Here is an 18,787-nt window from a genome sequence, read left to right as displayed (position 1 = left end):
ACCACACCCACCAACCACCACCACGCACAACCAGCCCCAGCAACAACCACACCCACCAACCACCACCACGCACAACCAGCCCCAGCAACAACCACACCCACCAACCACCACCACGCACAACCAGCCCCAGCAACAACCACACCCACCAACCACCACCACGCACAACCAGCCCCGGTGACAACCTCGCTCGCGTGCCGCTGTGGGCATTAGGCTGCTGCTATGCCGAAGATCGCCGTTACCCGCTGGATTCCGGACGAGGCCGTGGAAGTATTGCGTTCCCTGGGAGAGGTGGAGGTTTCCCGGGCGGACCGGCCGCTGACGCCTGGCGAGCTGGGTGAGTTCGTGGCCGGGGCGTCGGCGGTGGTGTCGATGCTGCACGACCGGATCGACAGCACGGTCGTGGATGCCGCCGGGCCCGCGCTGAAGGTGGTCGCGAACGTCGCAGTGGGTTACGACAACATGGACGTTCCCGCGCTGGCCGAACGCGGTGTGGTGGTGACCAACACACCGGGTGTGCTCACCGATTCGACCGCCGATCTGACTTTCGCGCTGCTGCTCGCGCTCACCCGGCGAGTGGGCGAGGGCGAGCGGCTCGTGCGGGCGCGCCGGCCGTGGTCGTTCCACCTGGGTTTCCTGCTCGGCTCCGCACTTCAGGGCAAGACGCTCGGTATCGTCGGACTCGGGGAGATCGGTCGCGCGGTGGCAGGCAGGGCGGCCGCGTTCGGGATGCGGATCGTCTACTCAGGACGGTCACGGAAACCGGATTTCGCCGGCGAATTCGTGCCGTTCGAGGAGTTGCTGGGGCGCGCGGACTTCGTCTCCCTGCACTGTCCGCTCACCCCGGAGACGCGCCATCTGATCGACGCCGGCGCGTTGCGGGCGATGAAAACCGGCGCGTACCTGGTGAACACGACACGCGGACCGGTGGTCGACGAGACCGCGCTGGCCGACGCGCTCGAGGCCGGGGAGATCGCCGGTGCAGCGCTGGACGTGTTCGAGGCGGAGCCGGACGTCGAACCGCGGTTGCTCGACCGCGAGGACGTGGTGCTGACCCCGCATCTGGGATCGGCCACAGTGGAGACCCGCACCGCGATGGCAGTACTGGCCGCACGAAACGTCGCCTCGGTACTCACCGGGGCGGAACCGCTGACGGAGGTCAAGCCGTGACCCGTGTCGTGATCGCACCGGACAAGTTCAAGGGCAGCCTGACCGCGGTCGAGGTCGCCGAAGCGATCGCACTGGGCGTACGAGATGTGTTGCCGGACGCCGAGGTGGCCGCCTGCCCCGTCGCCGACGGAGGCGAAGGAACGTTGGAGGTACTGGAAAACGCGGGTGGCACGATGGTGCGGCTCCCGGTGCTCGGCCCGCTGGAGGAACAGGTCGAGGCGCGGTATGTGCTGCTCGAGGGCGCGGCCTACATCGAGTCGGCCCGCGCGTGCGGTATCGAATTCGTGACGCCGGGCCCGGAAGTGGCACTCGCCGCGCACACCTGGGGCGTGGGTGAATTGCTGGCCGACGCACTGAGCCGAGGCGCCCAGCGGCTCGTGCTGACCGTCGGCGGCACCGCGAGCACCGACGGCGGGGCGGGCATGCTGGCCGCGCTGGGTGCCGGGGTGGTGGACCCGTTCGGGTCGCCGGTGGGCCTCGGCGGCGGCTCGCTGGCACGGGTCGCGCGGGTGGAACTCGACCCGGCGCGGGAACGGCTGGGGACAGTGCCGGTGGCCGTCGCGACGGACGTGACCAATCCCCTGCTGGGCGAAAACGGCGCAGCAGCCGTATTCGGCCCGCAGAAGGGTGCGGGTCCCGACGACGTCACCACACTGGACGCCGCGTTGGCCCGGTGGGCGGAGGTGCTGGTGAACGCCGGGACCCGGGACGTGTCGGACGTCCCCGGCGCGGGCGCGGGCGGCGGTATCGCAGCCGGAGCTATCGCCGGTTTGGGGGCAAGCGTCGAATCGGGTTTCGACCTGATCGCTTCCCTCACCGGAGTGGACTCCGCGCTGGCCGGCGCGGACCTGGTGATCACCGGCGAGGGTGCGCTGGACGAACAGTCGTTGTCCGGCAAGGCGCCTGCGGGTATCGCCGCCAGAGCGAGCCGGGCCGAGGCACCGCTTCTGGTGCTGGCGGGGCAGATCCGGCTGGACGCCGCGGCACTGGCCGGACTGGGCGTGGTGGGCAGCAGCGCGTTGATCGACCACGCCCCGTCGGTCGACTACGCCCGCACCCACGCGGCGGCATTGCTGCGCACACAAGCGGGCGCCCTGGTCCGGGAGTGGGCGGGGAGGTGAGCCTGTCGAGCCCCTTGTCTAGTCCCTTGTGGACGGACCGGATGCCGACGCGCCGGATTCGACCGATGCACCGTGACTGCCGGCCGTGCCGCGGCCCGGAGCGAGCAGGGCAGCCCCGCTTCGCGAAGTAGGCGGGGCAACCATGTCCTGCCCACGGGTAGATCACCGATACCTCGACGCCGATTTCCTGCTACGGAACAGACTTACGGGTTAGACGGCAACGCTCAGCCACGGGGCAGGCAGTGGGGCTGGGACCACCGGCAGTCTGCCGGGCTTGCCGGACACACACCCCTCCGCGAGCCGGACGGACGAAGCGATGGTGCCCCGAAAGGACAGGTTGCCGGAATGACCGTGCCCTAAAGGGACAGACCGCCGGAGTGACCGCAACCCCGCGAGGCAGGTTGCCGGATCGGCCGCACACTGCCACTGAAACGGCTGTCGGACCGGACCTACACAATCTGCGAGCCGGACCGCCGGGCTGACCGCACACCCCCACGGGGCAGACCCCCGGACTGGCCCACCCACTGCCACACGGATAGACGGCCAGACCGGCCACGCACATATTGCCACGACGAAAGACCGCCAGCCCAGCCCACACACTGGTACGAGGACGGGCTGCCGGATCGGACACGCACACCCTGCCGAGGAGACAGACTGCTGGACCGACCACAATCCGCCCACCACCAGGCAGACCACCGGACCAGCCGCACACACTGCGAACCACACCACCAGACCGGCCACGCAGGCAATCCGTCACAGGGACCGGCATCCGTCCTGCCACGGAGACAGACTGCTGGACCGACCACAATCCGCCCACCATCAGGCAGACCGCCGGACCGGCAGTGCACACACTGCGAACCACACCATCAGACTGGCCACGCAGGCAATCCCGTCGCGGGGGCGGGCTGCGCGGCATGCGTCCTGTCGGGGACGGACGGTTGGTCGGCCGGGTTCGGGTTCTCGTGCGGGGTGGCAACGCGGCGGAGGGGCCGGCGGGTGGTGGCGGCGCTCTCCTGCCGGGCCGCTTTGCCGTTCACGTTGGCGGGGCGCGCGCACTTCTCGGGATCACACCGCTGATCCGGTGGCGGTACGGCTGTGCTGCATGCTCGCTCGGTGTCACCGGCGAGAGCATCTCCACCAACACTCGCGTTCGCATCGGGCGGCACGACGTTGTTCGTGGTCACCCGGCGTGCGAGTCGCCAGAGCGGTGTGGCTTCTTGCCAACGCCAACGCGACCACTGCCGAACGCGTCTGCGGGGCCGATCGCGCGGTCGGGCCGGAAGCTGTGGCTGGCAGAAGAGCTGCACTCACCGGGGCCGGGGGCTGACCTGCGGACTGCGGAGCCACTCGGCGTGGCCGTCATCGTCGGGGAACCGTGCATCGCTGCCGGCGGTTGGCATTAGCCACGATCCCGAACCGCACGAGTCGTGCCCGGGGTCCACGCCCGCGAACCGCTGCCGTCCGTGCCGTCAGCACTCGGCGAGCCACGCTCACCAATCCACACCGTGACGACCCAGCAATCGCCCTACCGACCGCGCTCACCAATCCGCACCGGCGACGACCGCCTGCCCGGCAACGGCCTTGCCAACCGCGATCCCCAGCTCACCCCGCCGACGACAGCCACCCGCGCAGCAACGCCTGACAGGCACGCGCGCCCTCGACCGTAGTCGCCCCGGCGATCGACCTTCGCGAGCGACAGTCAATCGCCGGCTCTCCGCAAGACGATCACCCCCAAACCGGCAGTCCGGCGGCCCCGAAACCGGCCGCCGAACAGAACCGGCCCGAACCCGCGGCCACCACCCATTTCCGCAGCTCACACCGCCCAGCAACGCATACCGCTTGCCTTTCTTGCTCATCCAAGCTAACTTTTGCTCATGCGAGCAAGAACGTTCACCGAATCCGGCAGGCGGGCGCAGATCGTGACGGCGGCGATCGAGGTGATCGCCGAAGGCGGGTTTGCCAAGGCGTCGTTCAGCCGGATCGCGAAGCGGGCCGGGTTGTCCAGTACCGGGATGATCAGTTACCACTTCGCCGGGAAGGACGATCTGCTCGCGGCGTGCGTCGCGGAGATCGAGCAGGTCATGCGGGCGTTCATGGAGCCGCGCATCGACGCTGCCGAGGGCCATGTCGGGCAGTTGCGGGCCTACATCGAGTCGAACGTCGCGATGGTCGGTGAGCATCCGGCGGAAGTCCGCGCGTTGATCGACCTCGTGAAGAACGCCGGTTCGCGCAGTGAGGCAGTGAACGGGCGGCTCACCCTGTTCGAACAGCACTTCAGGACCGGGCAGAAAGCGGGGGCTTTCCGCCCCTTCGACACACGGGCCGTGGCGCTCGCCTTCACCGCCGGGCTCGACGCGGTCGTGGCCACCGCAGCCGCCGAGCAGACCGGTCCCGCCGAGCTCGCCCGGCTCGGGCGCGAGCTCGCCGATTTGTACGTGCGGGCAGCCGCACCGGAAACCAAGGGGGAAAGATGACCACTCAGCAGACCGATATGGGCCTGCGCCGCGTCGTGCGGGCCAACGTGTTCACCGTCGTGTTCGAAGTCGTCGTGCCGATGGTGTTGTTCTACGGCTTGCGCGCGGCAGGGGTGAACCAGTGGTGGGCGATGATGGCGGGTGTCCTGGTGGTCGCGCCGTATGTCGTGTGGACGGTCGTGCGCAGGCGGCGGATCGACCTCATCGCGATGGTCACGGTGAGCGTACTGGCGCTCTCCGTGGTGCTCGGCCTGCTCTCGGACGACCCGCGAACGCTCGCGATCCGCGAAGGCTGGACGGCTGCGCTCGGTGGCCTCTTCGGCGCCTGGATGCTCGTCACGGTCTGGGCCGGCAGGCCGGCGCAGCTGATCCTCGGCCGTACGATCGCCGAGCTGAAACGCGGTGCCGAAGGTGCGGCCGCGTGGGCGTCCCGCTGGGACAACGACAGCCGGTTCCGCCGCGGCATGCGCATCAACACCGCCGCATGGGGTGGCGTGCTGCTGGCGGGCGCCGCGGTGCACATCGTGCTCGTCTACGTGCTGCCGATCGACCTCATCTCGCTGGTCACCAACGTGGTCTGGTTCGGCTCACTGGCCTGCCTGATCGCCTGGCACGTCTGGTACCTCAGGAAAGAGAACCTCGATGCCTGACGTCCTGGTCGCGGGCGCAGGCCCGACCGGGCTGCTGACCGCGTTCGAACTGGAACGTGCCGGGCTCGACGTACTGGTCCTGGAGCGCGCTGCCCGGCCGAGCCCGCAGTCGAAAGCGCTCGGCGTGCAGCCCCGTTCGGTCGAGGTGCTGGCCGAGCGCGGCCTGCTCACCGCCATCGAACCGCACGTCCAGGCGCGGCTGCCGGCCGGGCACTTCTCCGGCCTCCCGATCGACTACACCGATTTGCCGACGCGGTTCCCGTATCAGCTCGGCGTGGAACAGGCCCACATCGCGGCGGCGATCGAGGCACAGCTGCGCCGGCCGGTCTTGCGCGACGCGGCCGTCACCTCGGTGACGCAGGACGACGAAGGCGTCACGGTCACCGCAGGAGGCGAGCACCGAGCCGGCTGGCTGGTCGCTGCGGACGGCGGGCACAGCACGGTCCGGAAGCTGCTGGATGCCGCGTTCCCCGGCTACTCAGCGCGGATCTCGCTCGTCGTCGCGGACATCGAGCTCGCCAGGAAACCCGACGGTCTCGCCGATGAATGGCATCTGCCGTCGCTCGCCTCGGGATTCCTGCTGCCGCTGTCCGGCGGACGCCACCGCGTGGTCGTCGCGGGCGAAGAACAGCAGAAGCTCGGCCGCGACGACCCCGTCACGGCGGACGAGCTGCAGCGGGCGCTGACCGCGGTGCACGGACCGGGGATCGAAGTGGGAAAAGTCCGGTGGGCGTCCCGGTTCGGGGACGCGGCACGGCAGCTGGAACGCTACCGCCACGGCCGGGTCCTGTTCGCGGGCGACGCCGCGCACATCCACCTGCCGGTCGGCGGCCAGGGCCTGAACCTGGGGCTGCAGGATGCGGCGAACCTCGGCTGGAAACTGGCCGCGCAGATCCGCGGGCACGCACCCGCCGGACTGCTGGACAGCTACCACGACGAACGCCACCCGGTCGCCGCGCGCGTGCTCGTCCACACGCGTGCGCAAGCGGCGCTGGGCATGCCGAACCCCGATTCGGCCGCGGTCCGGGAGGTCGTCACCGGACTGCTCGCCGTGCCCGAAGCCCGTCGCGAACTCGCGATGGAACTGTCCGGCATCGGCATCACTTACCCCGGAATTTCCGGGCGCACCACCGAAATCGCGGCCACCCCGGACGGCAGCGGCGTGCTCACCGGCGCGCCGTTGCCGCCGGGCTGGGCCGATCGCGTCGAAGTACGGGAGGGCACCGAGCCACGGCTCGTCCGCCCCGACGGGTATCTGGCCTGGACGGGCGGGCCGGGCCTGGACAGCGCCCTGCGCCGGTGGTTCGGCCGCCCGTCCTGACCGGCTCAGACGGACTGCTGCGGCAACACGGCGAACGCCACGTCGCCGGTCTCGTCCTGCTGGACGTCCAGCACCTTGTCGTCGAGGAGAGCGGCGGCCTGCGGCTCCAGGAAGACCTTGGCACCGCCGTCGGCGCCGACCACCCGGTCGCCGTCCTGCGGGGCGGGTGCGACGGAGAGCGCCAGCTGGGCACCGTCGCCTTCCATGCTCTGGAGCGCGAACCGCAGCCCGCTGTCGCCGGCGGATTCGGTGTCCTGCTGGGCGGTCAGCGCGGTGATCGCCTCGGCGGCGGCTTCGGTGACGGTCAGCATCTTCGGCCTTCCCTTCGTCGCGGTCGGATGCGAGGTCGGATGGTGGTTTTTCACGCTAAGGTCGGCAAGGCGGTCGCGCAGCGTGAGCGGGCGACCGATCCTCCGACGGTGGTGCCGGTCACAACGACCGGGTGAATCACGCTCTTCTGTTCCGGGCCGAACGGATCGCGTCGGCGACCGTGCCGTCCGGTTCGTCCGCCCGCTCGCCGGGATCGGAGTCCACCGGACGGCGGGCCGGGCCGTCGCCGGGGGTCACGTCCTCGACATCGACCGGCGCGGTTTCGACCGACTCGTCGAGATCCTCTGCCGGGGTCGCGGCCAGCGGACGGTCCGGGACCGGTTCCGGCTGCACGTCCGGTTGCTCCTCGGCGAGCCGTTCCGCGTGACTTTCGCCCTCGCGTACCTCCGCGGGGGTCGTCCCGACCCGTTCCGCAGCGCTCCAGTGCTCGGGTGGCTCCACTCCGCGTTCGAGCGGGTCGACACCCAGCTCGTCCTCGTCCAGTGCCGCACTGGGATCGAGTGTGTCGTCTTCGGCGGGTTGCCGGTCACTCATGAGCCCTCCCGACGTCCGCGTCGTTCGAGGGGATTTACCCGAGGCAGGGCACGGTGAAACAGCCCCGCGGCTGTCACCCGGATCACAGGCCTTCAGCTGGTTCATCAGGTTCACAAGTTTGTGAACCGCGGGTAACGTCGCAGTCATGACCACCACCAGGTGGACGCCGGCGCAGCCGCTGCTCGCGCACCGGCACCACGAACTCGGCGGACACGCCGCGTGGTACCTCTTGGCCGGCGGAATCACCACCGGCCTGCAGGCCGTGCTTTTCCTTGTGCTGCAGCCGGAAGTCGGCGCGCAGTGGGCGAATCTCGTGGCGATCGCGCTCACCACGGTGGGCAACACCGAGTTCCACCGACGCGTCACGTTCGCCGGACGCACCAGCCGTGCGGGCAAACGCCACTTCCAGGACCTCGCGACGTTCGCCTTCTACGCGGGCTACGGCTCGCTCGTACTGGCCGGCCTCGACGGACTGGTGAACCACCCGACCGCATGGGAGCAGACGAGCGCACTGCTGGCTGCGAGCTTCGTCGGTGGCGTACTCCGGTTCGCCGTGCTCCGCTGGTGGGTTTTCGCCCGCCGCAGCGCCGGCGAGGCCGGGCAACCGGCCGGACGCGGCTAACCTCCGGGGCGTGCCGGAACAGATCAGACCACACACTGGCGGCAGCGAACCCGATTACCGGTTCACCCTCGCCAACGAACGCACCTTCCTCGCCTGGCTGCGTACCGCGCTCGGGCTGCTTGCCGGCGGGGTCGCGGTGCACCAGCTCGTGCCGGCCGGCGCGGCCGGGACGGTGCTCGCCGGGCTCTGCGTCGTGCTCGCCGCGGCGCTCGCGGCCGCCGCGTACCCACGTTGGCGGCGGGTGCAGATCGCCATGCGGGCAGGCGAAGCGCTGCCCCGCAGCGCCATGGTGCTGCTGCTGACCGCAGGAGTCCTGCTGCTCACCGTCGCCGCTGTCGTGCTGTTTGTGGTCGCGTGAGTGGCGCGCAAGCGGAGCGGACCGGCCTCGCGTGGCTCCGCACCGCGCTCGCGGCCCTCACCTGTGCCGCCCTGTTGCTCACCAACGCGGTACGCCACGGCGGGGGCTGGCACGCCCTGCCTGCCGCGCTCGCCGCAGGAGCCGCCGCCAGCATCGTGCTCGTCGGGAGTCACCGTGAGCGAACGCTCCGCCGCACCTCGGAACCGGCCGCACTGAAACCCGTTCTCCCGGCGCTGGTGACCACTCTCTGTTGCGCCACCGCGCTGTCACTGTTCGTGACGTACTGACGGGTGTCTCCGCACATTCTGCGAGCCGGAATTCGTACTGTGCATCGCTCGGTCTCGTTTGTATCAAGACCACTGCTGCTAACGGGGTATTCGTAGTTGAAAGATGGACGACCGGGCACGCTGCCACTTAAGGTTACCCAGCGTCGCAACGGACGTGGCCATCATCCCGCTGATCGGGGTAGCTGCGACCGCAACATCACAGAGTGTTGACCCCAAGACTGCGACGGTCGCCGGGTCGCCGGGGAGACGACCATGCCAGCACCGTCGAAGCCGTCCCGTATCGAGGAACGTGCGGTCACCGAGGACCCCGCGGTCGCGGGGTACGTGACTCCGGACAAGCTGCCCCGCTCCGGCGGCCGGCTCACCAAGGAGGATCTCGATCCGCTGGTGCGCGCGGCAGGGCGCAACGATCCGGCGGCGATCGCGCAGCTGCTCCGGGTGCTCCGCCCGGTCGTGGCCCGCTACTGCCGGGCCCGGATGGGCGGGCGCGACCTGTCCTACCTCTCCGCCGACGACGTGGCACAGGACGTGTGCATGGCGGTGCTGAAGGCGCTGCCCGACTACCAGGACCGCGGCGGCTCGTTCCTGTACCTGGTGCACGCGATCGCGGCGAACAAGGTCGCGGACGCCTACCGCGCGGTCGCCCGCGACCGGTCCGATCCGGTGCCGGAACTGCCCGAGCGCCCGCTGACCGGCAACGAACCGGAATTGCACGCACTGCGGCTCGACCTCGGCAGCCGGCTGCAGGAACTGCTCACCCGGCTCGCGCCGCTGCAGCAGGAAATCCTCGCACTGCGCATCATCGTCGGCCTGAGCGCGAACGAAACCGCCGAGACACTGGGCATCTCGGCAGGCAACGTCCGGGTCACCCAGCACCGTGCACTGAGCAAGCTCCGCGAGATGATCCAGGGCCAGGACTTCTGAAGTCTCGCTGGTGGATGCCGGGCGTGGGCAGGCACTCACCCAGACTCGGCGAGCCGGGCGGAGGGCTCTTCGGGGACGGCTCAGCCCAGCCGGTACACGCGCGTGGCGGTGTGCTCGAACACGGCCAGTCGTTCCGGGTCGCTGAGTGAGCCGGTGAGCGAGAGCGCGGCGGCCAGGACGACTTCGTACGCGGCGGCCAGTTCGCACACCGGCCAGTCGCTGCCGAACAGCACCCGCTGCGCGCCGAAGGCGGCGAACACATGGTCGGCATAGCGGCGCAGGTGGCCGACCTGCCATTCGTGCCAGTCCGCCTCGGTGACCAGGCCGGACAGCTTGCAGTGCACGTTCTCCCGTTCGGCCAGCCCGGTGATGCCCTCCGCCCACGGCTGCCACTCCCCTGCCGCAATGCCGGGTTTCGCCGCGTGGTCGAGCACCAGCGGCAGCTCCGGCAGCCTGCGCGCCACCTGCTGTGCCGCGGCGATCTGCGCCGGCGCGACGAGCAGGTCGTAGACCAGTCCCGCGGCGCCGACCGCGGCCAGCCCGCGCAGCACTTCGGGGCGCAGCAGCCACTCCGCGGCCGGCTCGTCCTCCACCTGGTGCCGGATGCCGACGAGCGGGCCGAGCTCCTTGAGCCGCGCCAGCCGCTCGGCGACGTCCGGGGCGGCCAGGTCCACCCAGCCGACGACCCCGGCGATCAGCGGTTCGGCTGCCGCCGTGCTGAGGAATTCCTCCGTCTCGCCCTGATCCGGCACGGTCTGCACGAGCACCGTCGCGTGGACGCCCGCCGCCGTGGTGACCGTTCGCAGATCGTCCACTGTGTACGGCCGGCGGATCGGGGACAGTGCGTCGCCGGACAGCCACGGATAGCCGCGACGGGCCGGATCCCACAAATGGTGGTGCGAATCGATCACGGTGTCCCTCCCGGACTCACCACGGCTGCCTCTGCCCGCAACAGGCCGGCGTCGACGAGGTCGTGCCACAGGCCGGCCGGAATCTCGGCTGCCGCACGGGCAACGTTCACCGACACCTGCCCGGCGTCGTGCGCGCCGAGAACGACCGAGTGCACCGCCGGATGCGTACCCGGCAGGGCGAGTGCCGCATCCGGCAGCTGAACCCCGTGCCACGCGCAGATTTCCGCGATCCGCTGCGCTTTTCGCAGCAGACCGGCGGGCGCGGCCGCGTAGTCGTACATCCCGCCCGGTTCCGCGGTGGCCAGGATGCCGCCGTTGAACACCCCGCCGGCGACCACGCCGACGCCGCGTTCCAGGCACAACGGCAGCAGTTCGTCGAGCGCAGACTGGTCCAGCAGGGTGTAGCGGCCGGCCATCAGCACGTGGTCGAGGTCGAACCGGCGCACGAACTCGGCCGGCATCGGCGCCTGGTTCATGCCCACGCCGATCGCCCGCACCACACCCTGTGCACGCAGCTCCAGCAAAGCCGGGAAAGCTCCGGAAACCGCTTCCGTGAAGTGGTCGTCGGGATCGTGCACGTAGACGAGGTCGACGTGGTCCACGCCGAGCCGGACCAGACTGTCCTCCAGTGAGCGAACTACGCCGGACCGGCTGAAATCCCAGTGGCGGCGGTAGGTCGCGGGCACGTCGAAACCCTGGTCGTCGCGTTCGCCCGGCTCGGCCGCGTGTGGCCGGAGCACCCGGCCGACCTTGGTGGAGAGCAGGTATTCGTCGCGCGGATACGCGGAAAGCGCGGCACCGAGCCGCCGTTCGGACAGCCCGAGCCCGTAGTGCGGAGCGGTGTCGAAGTAGCGGATGCCCTCGTCCCAGGCCCTGCGGACGGTCGCTTCGGCCGTCTCGGCGGAGATCGCGTGGTAGAGGTTGCCCAGCTGCGCGCCGCCGAGTCCCAGCGGGGGAAGGTCCATCTGCACTCACCACCCGGAAGCCGCGCCGGTGCGGACGGTCACTCTTCGCGGTACCGGCCCGTGGGTCATCGCTGCTCCTGACGGAGTACGTGGCACGCTGTGCGGAGTACCCCTAAACATCCGAGGTCTCTGCAGGGAGGGCGGTCCCGAATGCCCGTCACCGATGTCGCGATCGACAAGATCAAGGGCATGATCGTCTCGGGCGAGCTCGCACCGGGTGACCGGCTGCCCAAGGAGGCCGAGCTGGCCCAGCGGCTCGGGCTTTCCCGCAGCTCCCTGCGCGAAGCGGTGAAGGCGCTGTGCCTGATCCGGGTGCTCGACGTACGCCAGGGCGACGGTACGTACGTGACCAGCCTGGAACCGAACCTGCTGCTCGACGCGATGACGTTCGTGGTCGACTTCCACCGCGACGACACCGTGCTGGATTTCCTCGCCGTACGGCGGATCCTGGAGCCCGCCGCCACTGCGCTGGCCGCACTGCACATGAGCGACGCGGACGTGGCCGAGCTGGCCGCGCTGCTCGGCGAGCTGGCCGAGGCTCCCACGGTGGAGGCGCTGGTGGCCAACGACCTGAAGTTCCACCGCAAGATCGCGGAGGGCTCCGGAAATCCGGTGCTGTGTTCGTTGCTGGACAGTCTTTCCGGGCCCACCGCACGGGCGCGGATCTGGCGCGGGCTGACCCAGGAGGGCGCGGTGGAGCGCACCCGGGAGCAGCACGCAGCCATCTACGAGGCGATCGCCGGCCGAGAACCGGAGCTGGCGCGATCCTGGGCGACGGTGCACGTCGCGGGTGTCGAGCAGTGGCTGCGCAGCACGCTCACCCCGGCCGGCAGCGACGACGCCGAACCGGCCGCGGCAGCTTCCTGACCGCGCGGGCCGCGACCCGGAAGGTCGGATGATCACCGGATACCCGCCGTTCAGGTCTGCGGTTTTCCACCGGCATAGCGGCTGATGATCAAGGCGATCAGGATGATGCCGCCGTAGATCGCCTTCAGCCACTCCGCGGGCACCTGCGCGATGCGCAGCAGGCTGTCCACCGACTGCAGCAGCAGCACACCGGTCAGCGCGCCGACGAGCGTGCCCTTGCCGCCGTCGAGCGAGACGCCGCCGATCACCGCCGCGGCGAACACCTGCAGGATCAACCCGTCGCCCTGGTCCGCGCCGAGCGCGCCGACGTAGCCGGTGTAGGCCAGCCCGCCGATCGCGGCCAGCACACCGGCCACCACGAACACGATCCACGAGATCCGGTCCACCCGGATGCCCGCGGCGCGTGCCGCCTCCCGGTTGCCGCCGATCGCGTACAGCGACCGGCCTGCCCGGTGGTAACGCAGGCCGAGCCCGAAGAGCACGAACAGCAGCGCGGCCAGCCACACCGACATCGGCAGTCCGGCGAAGGTCGTGGTCGCCAGCGCGGTGAACGCGTCGAGCTGGTCGAACAGCGTCTTGCCGTTGGTGGTGCCGATCTGCGTACCGCGCAGCACGGTGAGCATGGCCAGGGTGACGATGAACGCGTTGAGCTTCAGCTTCACGATCAGGAAGCCGTTCACGAAGCCGATCAGCGCACCGGCCACCGGGACCGCGAGCAGGCCGAGCGCGGCGGGCCACTGGGTGCCGAAGCCGGACGACGCCGCCGGGATCACCAGCATCGCGCCGATCGCCGGGGCGATGCCCATGGTCGATTCGAGCGACAGGTCGAACTTTCCGGTGAGCAGCACCAGCGATTCACCCAGCACCACCAGCGACAGCGCGGCCGCCGCGGACAGGATGCTGATCACGTTGTCGAAGGTGAAGAACGTGTCGCTGATCAGCCCGCCGATCACGAACACGACCACCAGCGCGGGCAGCAGTGCCAGCTCACGCAGCCACAGTGCGCCCCGCCGCCTCCGCGGGGCGGGCAACGCGGTCTGCGGGTCGCGCATCAGGTCAGTCATGGAGCCCGACTCCTTCGATGTCGGCCACCAGGTCCCCGTCGGGCCAGCCGGCCTGGTGTTCGGCCACGACCGCACCGCCGCGCAGCACCAGCACCCGGTCGGCGAGGCGCAGGTCGTCCAGCTCGTCGCTCACGAGCAACACCGCCTTCCCCTCGGCCCGCACCCGATCGACCACCGCGAGCAGGGCCTCCTTCGACTTCACGTCCACCCCCGCGGTGGGGTTGATCAGCACCACCACCCGCGGATCGCTCTCCAACGCGCGGGCGAGCACCACCTTCTGCTGGTTGCCGCCGGAGAGGCCGGCCACCGGCTGCTCCGGCCCGGCCGCCACGATGCCGTAGCCGGACAGCGCACGGGCACCGCGAACACGGCGGATCTTCGGCGGCGCGAATCCGCCCCGGCCCATCCGGTCGAGCACGGACAGCGTGGCGTTGTCCATGATCGAATGCTCCAGTACCAGCCCCTGGTGGTGCCGATCGCGCGGGACGCAGCCGACGCCCGCGTGCAGCGCTGCCGCGACGTCTCCGGGCGGTAGGCGTTTTCCTTCCACCGCAACGGTTCCTGCCGACGGTGCACGGAGCCCGTATACCGTCTCGGCGACCTCGTGCTTGCCGCTCGCGTTGCTGCCGGCCAGGCCGACCACCTCGCCGCGGCGGACGTGCAACGAGACGTCGTGGAAGCCGTCGCCGGACAGTGCGTCGGCCGTGAGCACTTCCTCGGCATCGACGGCCAGCGCGTCCCGCGATGCCGCGTCACGCACGGAGAGCCCGCCCTGTTCCCCGGTCATCGCATCGACCAGCGCGGACCGGCTGACCTGCTCGACCGGCGCGGTGAGCACGTGCCGGGCGTCGCGCAGCACGGTGACCACCTGGCACACCTCGTACACCTCGTGCAGGTGGTGGGAGATGAACAGGAACGTCACGCCGTTGCGCTGCATCTGGCGCATCCGCCCGAAGAGCCGCTCGATGGCCTGGCTGTCCAGCTGTGCGGTCGGCTCGTCGAGCACGATGAACCGCGCGCCGTAGCTGAGTGCCCGCGCGATCTCCACGAACTGCCGGTCCTCCACGGACAGCTCGCCCGCCGGGGTGTCCACGTCCACCCGCACGCCCCACGAATCGAGCAGCTCCCGTGCCTGCCTGCGCAGCTGCTTCCAGCCGATCGCGAACCCGCCCCGCGCCTGCCGGTTGAGGAACAGGTTCTCCGCGACGCTCAGCTGCGGCACCACCATGGCGTGCTGGTACACACAGGCCACGTGCGCCTTCCATGCATCCTGTTTGGACAGTGGAGGCGCCGGCTCACCGCCGAAGGACACGGTGCCGGTATCGGTCGCGGACAGCCCGGTGAGGATGGACACGAGCGTGGACTTGCCCGCCCCGTTCCGACCGACCAGCGCGTGTGATTCACCGGGCCGCACGGTGAGGCTGACCTCGTGCAGGGCCACCGTCGGCCCGTAACGCTTGCCGATGCCCGCCGCCTGCACCACCGGCGCGACCACGTCCGGCGCGCTCACAGGTTGTTACCCCACAAAGATTTGTCGTCCACATTGTCCTTGGTGACCACCGGTGCGGGCAGCTGGTCCTCCAGGATGCCATGGCCGACTTCGACGATTTGCGAACCGTGGTCGGTCGGGCCGGGTTTGAACGTCTCCCCCGCCATCGCCTTCTTCAGCCAGTACATGCCGTACTTGGCGTAGGCGTCGGCAGGCTGCGACACGGTGGCGTCGAGTTCACCGCTGCGGATCGCGGTCAGCTCCTGCGGGATGCCGTCGTTGCTCACCAGCGTCACATGCCGCGGGTCGCCGATCGGGAAGAACAGGTTCTTGCGCTTGAGCGCCTGTTCGGTCGGTGCGAGGTAGATCCCGCCGGCCTGCAGGTAGACGCCCTTGATGTCCGGATTGGCGGTGAGCAGACTGTCCAAACCGGACGATGCCTTGTCCGCCTTCCACTCCGCGGGGATCTCCAGCACCTTGACCGCCGGGTACTTCTGCTTCATGCACTCGCGGAACGAGGCCGAGCGGTCGCGGCCGTTGACCGAGGCGAGGTCGCCCATCACCTGCACGACCTTGCCGCTCTTGACGCGTTTGCCGATCTCGTCGCAGGCCTTGGTGCCGTACGCTTTGTTGTCCGCGCGCACGACCATGGCCACCTTGCCGCTCTCCGGCGCAACGTCCACCGCCACCACCGGAACGCCCTTGTTCTCGGCCTGTTTGAGCCCGGCGACCACCGCCGCGGAGTCGACCGGAGTCACGACCAGACCCTTGATGCCCTGGTTGAGCAACGTGCCGATGTCGGTGATCAGCTTCGCCGCGTCGTTGTCCGCGTTCACCGTGGGGAGCGCGTCCAGTCCCTGCTGCTTCGCCATCTGCGGCACGTAGTTGTTGTAGGCCTGCCAGAACGGCGAGGTCAGCAGCGGTACCGTCGCCCCGACCCTGCCGCCGGCCGCACCGCCGGACGCAGCCGGTTTGTCCTTGGTGGACCCGCAAGCCCCGAGCACCACACCACAGACGGCCACTGCGGCGGCCAGCCGGATCACCTTCGTACGCACAGCATCCTCCTTGATGGCTTGCGTGGGCAGATCAGTCCTGCACGGGTCCGCGCGGGCGCAGGCCGTGCATGCCGCCGTCGACCGCGAGCGCGGTGCCGGTCGTCGATGCGGAGAGCGGGCTGGCCAGGTAGCTGACGGCGGTTGCGACCTCGTCCGCGGTCACCAGCCTGCCCATCGGCTGGCGGGCGGCGAGCGCCGCGCGTTCCGCCGCCGGGTCGGCGGCGGTGTCGAGCAGCCGTCCGACCCACGGCGTGTCCGCGGTACCCGGGCACACGCAGTTGACGCGGATCCGGTCCGGCAGGTGGTCGGTGGCCATCGCCAGGGTCAGCGACAGCACCGCACCCTTGGTGGCCGAGTACAGCGCCCGCGCGGGCAGCCCGGCCCAGGCCGCGATGGAGCAGGTGTTCACGACCGCAGCCGCGGGTGAGCCCTTCAGGTGCGGTAGCGCGGCCCTGGTCGTGCGCACCATGCCGACCACGTTCACGTCGTAGACGCGGTGCCACTCGTCGTCGTCGTTGGCGGTGACGTCGCCTTGTGCGCCGATGCCCGCGTTGTTGACCAGGATGTCGAGGCGGCCGAACCGTTCGGCGACGGCGGCCACCGCGGCGCGGACCTCGGCGTCTTCGGTGACGTCGCAACCGAACCCGGTCAGCGGCGCGGGCACGCCGGCTGTTTCCAGGTCCAGTACGGCAACCTGGGCACCGCGCTGAGCGAGCAGGTTCGCCGTGGCCAGTCCGATCCCGGAAGCTCCGCCGGTGACCACCGCGACCAGACCCTCGAACTCACTCATTGCGCATGCTCCGTCCACTCCGGACCGTCCGGGAAGCGGAACCGGCGCAGCGTCGCGTCGTGCATCCGCGCGGAGAACCCGGGTGCGGCCGGGGCGAGGTAGCGGCCATCGCGCACGACGGCCGGATCGGTGAAGTGCTCGTGCAGGTGGTCGACCCATTCGACGGTGCGGTCCAGGTCGGTGCCCGACACCGCCACGAAGTCGAACATCGCCAGGTGCTGCACCAGTTCGCACAACCCGACCCCACCGGCGTGCGGGCACACCGGCACGCCGAATTTGGCTGCCAGCAACAGGATCGCGAGGTTCTCGTTCACCCCGCCGACGCGGGCCGCGTCCAGCTGCAGCACGGACAGCCCACCGGCCTGCAACAGCTGCTTGAACACCACGCGGTTCTGCACGTGCTCCCCGGTGGCGACCCGGATCGGCGCGAGCGCCTCGGCGATCGCGGCGTGCGCGAGCACGTCGTCGGGCGAGGTCGGCTCTTCGATCCAGTACGGGTCGAACGGTGCCAGTTCGGTCATCCACGCCACCGCGGTGGCGACGTCCCAGCGCTGGTTCGCATCGACCGCGATCCGGATGTCCGGACCCACGGTTTCGCGGGCCAGCCGCATCCGCCGCACGTCGTCTTCGACCTTGCCGCCGACCTTCAGCTTGATCATCTCGAAGCCGTCGGCCACCGCCTGCTCGGCCAGCCGCACCAGCTTCGCGTCGGAGTAGCCGAGCCAGCCGGACGACGTGCTGTACGCGCGGTAGCCCTCGGCCTCGAGCTGCGCGATCCGTTCCGCCCGGCCGGGTTCGGCGTTGCGCAGGAGGTCGAGCGCCTCCTGCTCGGTGAGCGCGTCGGACAGGTAGCGGAAGTCGACGAGCGAGACCAGCTCTTCGGGGGTCATGCTCGCGGCGAACTTCCACAGCGGCAGCCCGGCCCGGCGTGCGGCCAGGTCCCACGCGGCGTTGACCACCGCGCCGATCGCCATGTGCGCGACGCCCTTTTCCGGTCCCAGCCAACGGAATTGCGAATCGCCGATGAGATCGCGCGACAGCGCGCCGAGTGCACGCGCGTCCTCGGGTACCTCGCGGCCGAGGACGTGCGGCTCGAGTGCACGGATGGCCGCGGCCTGCACGTCGTTGCCGCGCCCGATGGTGAAGGCGAATCCGTAGCCGTCCGGACCGCGGTCGGTGTGCAGTTCGACGTAGGCGGCCGAGTAGTCCGGATCCGGGTTCATCGCGTCGGATCCGTCCAGTTCCCGGGAGGTCGGGAAGCGGACGTCGAGTACCTCCAGCCCCACGATCGTCGCCATGTCAGCCCTGCCTCGGGGTCTGGCGCTGCCCCTGGAGCGTTCGGTCACCGACATGGACGAGCGGACGTTGAGCTCCTGCCGTCCCGAGACGCACAAACCGCACGGACTTGTCCTCTCTCACTCCAGGCTGCGAGATACATCCGATGTATAGCCGAAGACGCCGCGGGAGATCTAGAGGAAGGGCCTAATCGGCCGTACGGATTGGTCGGATCACCAGACGAGGCAAATCCTCCGTGCCGCTTCCCGTCAATCGTGCGCCTGCCGGCCGCGCCCCGCACGCCGACCCGGCGGTAACCCACGGCAATGGTCCGGACCAGCGGGAATACCCCTCCGCCACGGGCGGTTGCGCCGAGGGCAAGGCAGCCCCGGCAACGGAGAGCGGATGACGACGAGACCCGAAAGCGCCCGGCCCGGCCCCACCCCGGCGAACGGCCACCGAGCAGACGACGGGACGGCCACCTCCACCACCGGCGGCCAACCGGGTGACCCACAGGTACCGACGTCCACCTCCCGCAAGCAGCAACGCAACCACCGCGCTGCGGCCACGTCCCCTGCCGACG

19 protein-coding genes are annotated in these 18,787 nt (G+C 70.1%); 10 read left to right on the top strand and 9 right to left on the bottom strand.

Annotated features, from left to right (window positions below):
* Positions 1-219: 219 nt before the first annotated feature.
* From ABD793_RS39725 to ABD793_RS39705, 5 genes are all read left to right on the top strand, one after another.
* Positions 220-1,167 carry a 2-hydroxyacid dehydrogenase gene (locus ABD793_RS39725; RefSeq protein ID WP_344868806.1) on the top strand — a complete coding sequence of 316 codons (948 nt, stop codon included), beginning with the start codon at positions 220-222 and terminating at the stop codon, positions 1,165-1,167.
* The gene (locus ABD793_RS39720; RefSeq protein WP_344868805.1) at positions 1,164-2,288 is read left to right on the top strand and encodes a glycerate kinase; all 1,125 of its coding nucleotides are present in this window, start codon (positions 1,164-1,166) and stop codon (positions 2,286-2,288) included. The genes ABD793_RS39725 and ABD793_RS39720 overlap by 4 nt, the downstream gene beginning before the upstream one ends.
* Positions 2,289-4,162: 1,874 nt before the next feature.
* Complete coding sequence (locus ABD793_RS39715) at positions 4,163-4,762, top strand: TetR/AcrR family transcriptional regulator (protein WP_344868804.1); 600 nt, start codon at positions 4,163-4,165, stop codon at positions 4,760-4,762.
* Positions 4,759-5,412, top strand: a complete 654-nt coding sequence (locus ABD793_RS39710) for a VC0807 family protein (protein ID WP_344868803.1) — start codon at positions 4,759-4,761, stop codon at positions 5,410-5,412. Before ABD793_RS39715 ends, ABD793_RS39710 begins: the two co-directional genes overlap by 4 nt.
* Positions 5,405-6,733 carry an FAD-dependent oxidoreductase gene (locus ABD793_RS39705; protein ID WP_344868802.1) on the top strand — a complete coding sequence of 443 codons (1,329 nt, stop codon included), beginning with the start codon at positions 5,405-5,407 and terminating at the stop codon, positions 6,731-6,733. The genes ABD793_RS39710 and ABD793_RS39705 overlap by 8 nt, the downstream gene beginning before the upstream one ends.
* Before the next feature lie 5 nt (positions 6,734-6,738).
* Here the strand turns inward: ABD793_RS39705 and ABD793_RS39700 are convergent, their stop codons facing one another.
* Together ABD793_RS39700 and ABD793_RS39695 are read right to left on the bottom strand one after the other, a co-directional pair.
* Positions 6,739-7,044, bottom strand: coding sequence for an iron-sulfur cluster biosynthesis protein (locus ABD793_RS39700; protein ID WP_344868801.1), 306 nt, complete (start codon positions 7,042-7,044; stop codon positions 6,739-6,741).
* 136 nt (positions 7,045-7,180) lie between these two features.
* The gene (locus ABD793_RS39695) at positions 7,181-7,597 is read right to left on the bottom strand and encodes a hypothetical protein (protein ID WP_344868800.1); all 417 of its coding nucleotides are present in this window, start codon (positions 7,595-7,597) and stop codon (positions 7,181-7,183) included.
* A 145-nt stretch (positions 7,598-7,742) separates the two neighbouring features.
* Here ABD793_RS39695 and ABD793_RS39690 point away from each other — a divergent pair, with 145 nt between their 5' ends.
* The 4 genes from ABD793_RS39690 to shbA all read left to right on the top strand — a co-directional run bounded on the left by ABD793_RS39690 (position 7,743) and on the right by shbA (position 9,788).
* A complete protein-coding gene (locus ABD793_RS39690; RefSeq protein ID WP_344868799.1) occupies positions 7,743-8,219 on the top strand; it encodes a GtrA family protein in 477 nt (158 codons plus the stop codon).
* A 10-nt stretch (positions 8,220-8,229) separates the two neighbouring features.
* Positions 8,230-8,577, top strand: coding sequence for a YidH family protein (locus tag ABD793_RS39685; RefSeq protein WP_344868798.1), 348 nt, complete (start codon positions 8,230-8,232; stop codon positions 8,575-8,577).
* The gene (locus ABD793_RS39680) at positions 8,574-8,864 is read left to right on the top strand and encodes a DUF202 domain-containing protein (RefSeq protein ID WP_344868797.1); all 291 of its coding nucleotides are present in this window, start codon (positions 8,574-8,576) and stop codon (positions 8,862-8,864) included. Before ABD793_RS39685 ends, ABD793_RS39680 begins: the two co-directional genes overlap by 4 nt.
* A 252-nt stretch (positions 8,865-9,116) precedes the next feature.
* The gene (gene shbA, locus ABD793_RS39675; RefSeq protein ID WP_344868796.1) at positions 9,117-9,788 is read left to right on the top strand and encodes an RNA polymerase sigma factor ShbA; all 672 of its coding nucleotides are present in this window, start codon (positions 9,117-9,119) and stop codon (positions 9,786-9,788) included.
* Positions 9,789-9,868: 80 nt separating this feature from the next.
* On the opposite strand, the gene ABD793_RS39670 is transcribed toward shbA, so the two are convergent.
* Positions 9,869-10,699, bottom strand: coding sequence for an amidohydrolase family protein (locus ABD793_RS39670; protein ID WP_344868794.1), 831 nt, complete (start codon positions 10,697-10,699; stop codon positions 9,869-9,871).
* Positions 10,696-11,664 carry an aldo/keto reductase gene (locus tag ABD793_RS39665; RefSeq protein WP_425548845.1) on the bottom strand — a complete coding sequence of 323 codons (969 nt, stop codon included), beginning with the start codon at positions 11,662-11,664 and terminating at the stop codon, positions 10,696-10,698. Before ABD793_RS39665 ends, ABD793_RS39670 begins: the two co-directional genes overlap by 4 nt.
* Before the next feature lie 150 nt (positions 11,665-11,814).
* Here ABD793_RS39665 and ABD793_RS39660 point away from each other — a divergent pair, with 150 nt between their 5' ends.
* The gene (locus tag ABD793_RS39660; RefSeq protein WP_344868791.1) at positions 11,815-12,531 is read left to right on the top strand and encodes a FadR/GntR family transcriptional regulator; all 717 of its coding nucleotides are present in this window, start codon (positions 11,815-11,817) and stop codon (positions 12,529-12,531) included.
* 50 nt (positions 12,532-12,581) lie between these two features.
* Here ABD793_RS39660 and ABD793_RS39655 read toward each other — a convergent pair whose 3' ends face one another.
* The 5 genes from ABD793_RS39655 to ABD793_RS39635 are packed head-to-tail and all read right to left on the bottom strand — an operon-like array spanning position 12,582 to position 18,227.
* Positions 12,582-13,595 (bottom strand): ABC transporter permease, encoded by a 1,014-nt coding sequence (locus ABD793_RS39655; RefSeq protein WP_344868790.1) that lies wholly within the window; start codon positions 13,593-13,595, stop codon positions 12,582-12,584.
* On the bottom strand, positions 13,588-15,090 hold the full coding sequence (locus tag ABD793_RS39650; RefSeq protein WP_344868869.1) for a sugar ABC transporter ATP-binding protein: 1,503 nt from the start codon (positions 15,088-15,090) through the stop codon (positions 13,588-13,590). The genes ABD793_RS39655 and ABD793_RS39650 overlap by 8 nt, the downstream gene beginning before the upstream one ends.
* An 11-nt stretch (positions 15,091-15,101) precedes the next feature.
* Positions 15,102-16,139 (bottom strand): sugar ABC transporter substrate-binding protein, encoded by a 1,038-nt coding sequence (locus ABD793_RS39645; protein ID WP_425548844.1) that lies wholly within the window; start codon positions 16,137-16,139, stop codon positions 15,102-15,104.
* Positions 16,140-16,170: 31 nt separating this feature from the next.
* Positions 16,171-16,929 (bottom strand): SDR family NAD(P)-dependent oxidoreductase, encoded by a 759-nt coding sequence (locus ABD793_RS39640; protein ID WP_344868789.1) that lies wholly within the window; start codon positions 16,927-16,929, stop codon positions 16,171-16,173.
* Positions 16,926-18,227, bottom strand: coding sequence for an enolase C-terminal domain-like protein (locus tag ABD793_RS39635; RefSeq protein WP_344868788.1), 1,302 nt, complete (start codon positions 18,225-18,227; stop codon positions 16,926-16,928). Before ABD793_RS39635 ends, ABD793_RS39640 begins: the two co-directional genes overlap by 4 nt.
* Positions 18,228-18,787: the final 560 nt, after the last annotated feature.

Source organism: Amycolatopsis ultiminotia (genome assembly GCF_039536925.1).
Classification (GTDB): Bacteria; Actinomycetota; Actinomycetes; order Mycobacteriales; family Pseudonocardiaceae; genus Amycolatopsis; species Amycolatopsis ultiminotia.
This window is presented reverse-complemented; position numbering and strand designations above follow the sequence as displayed.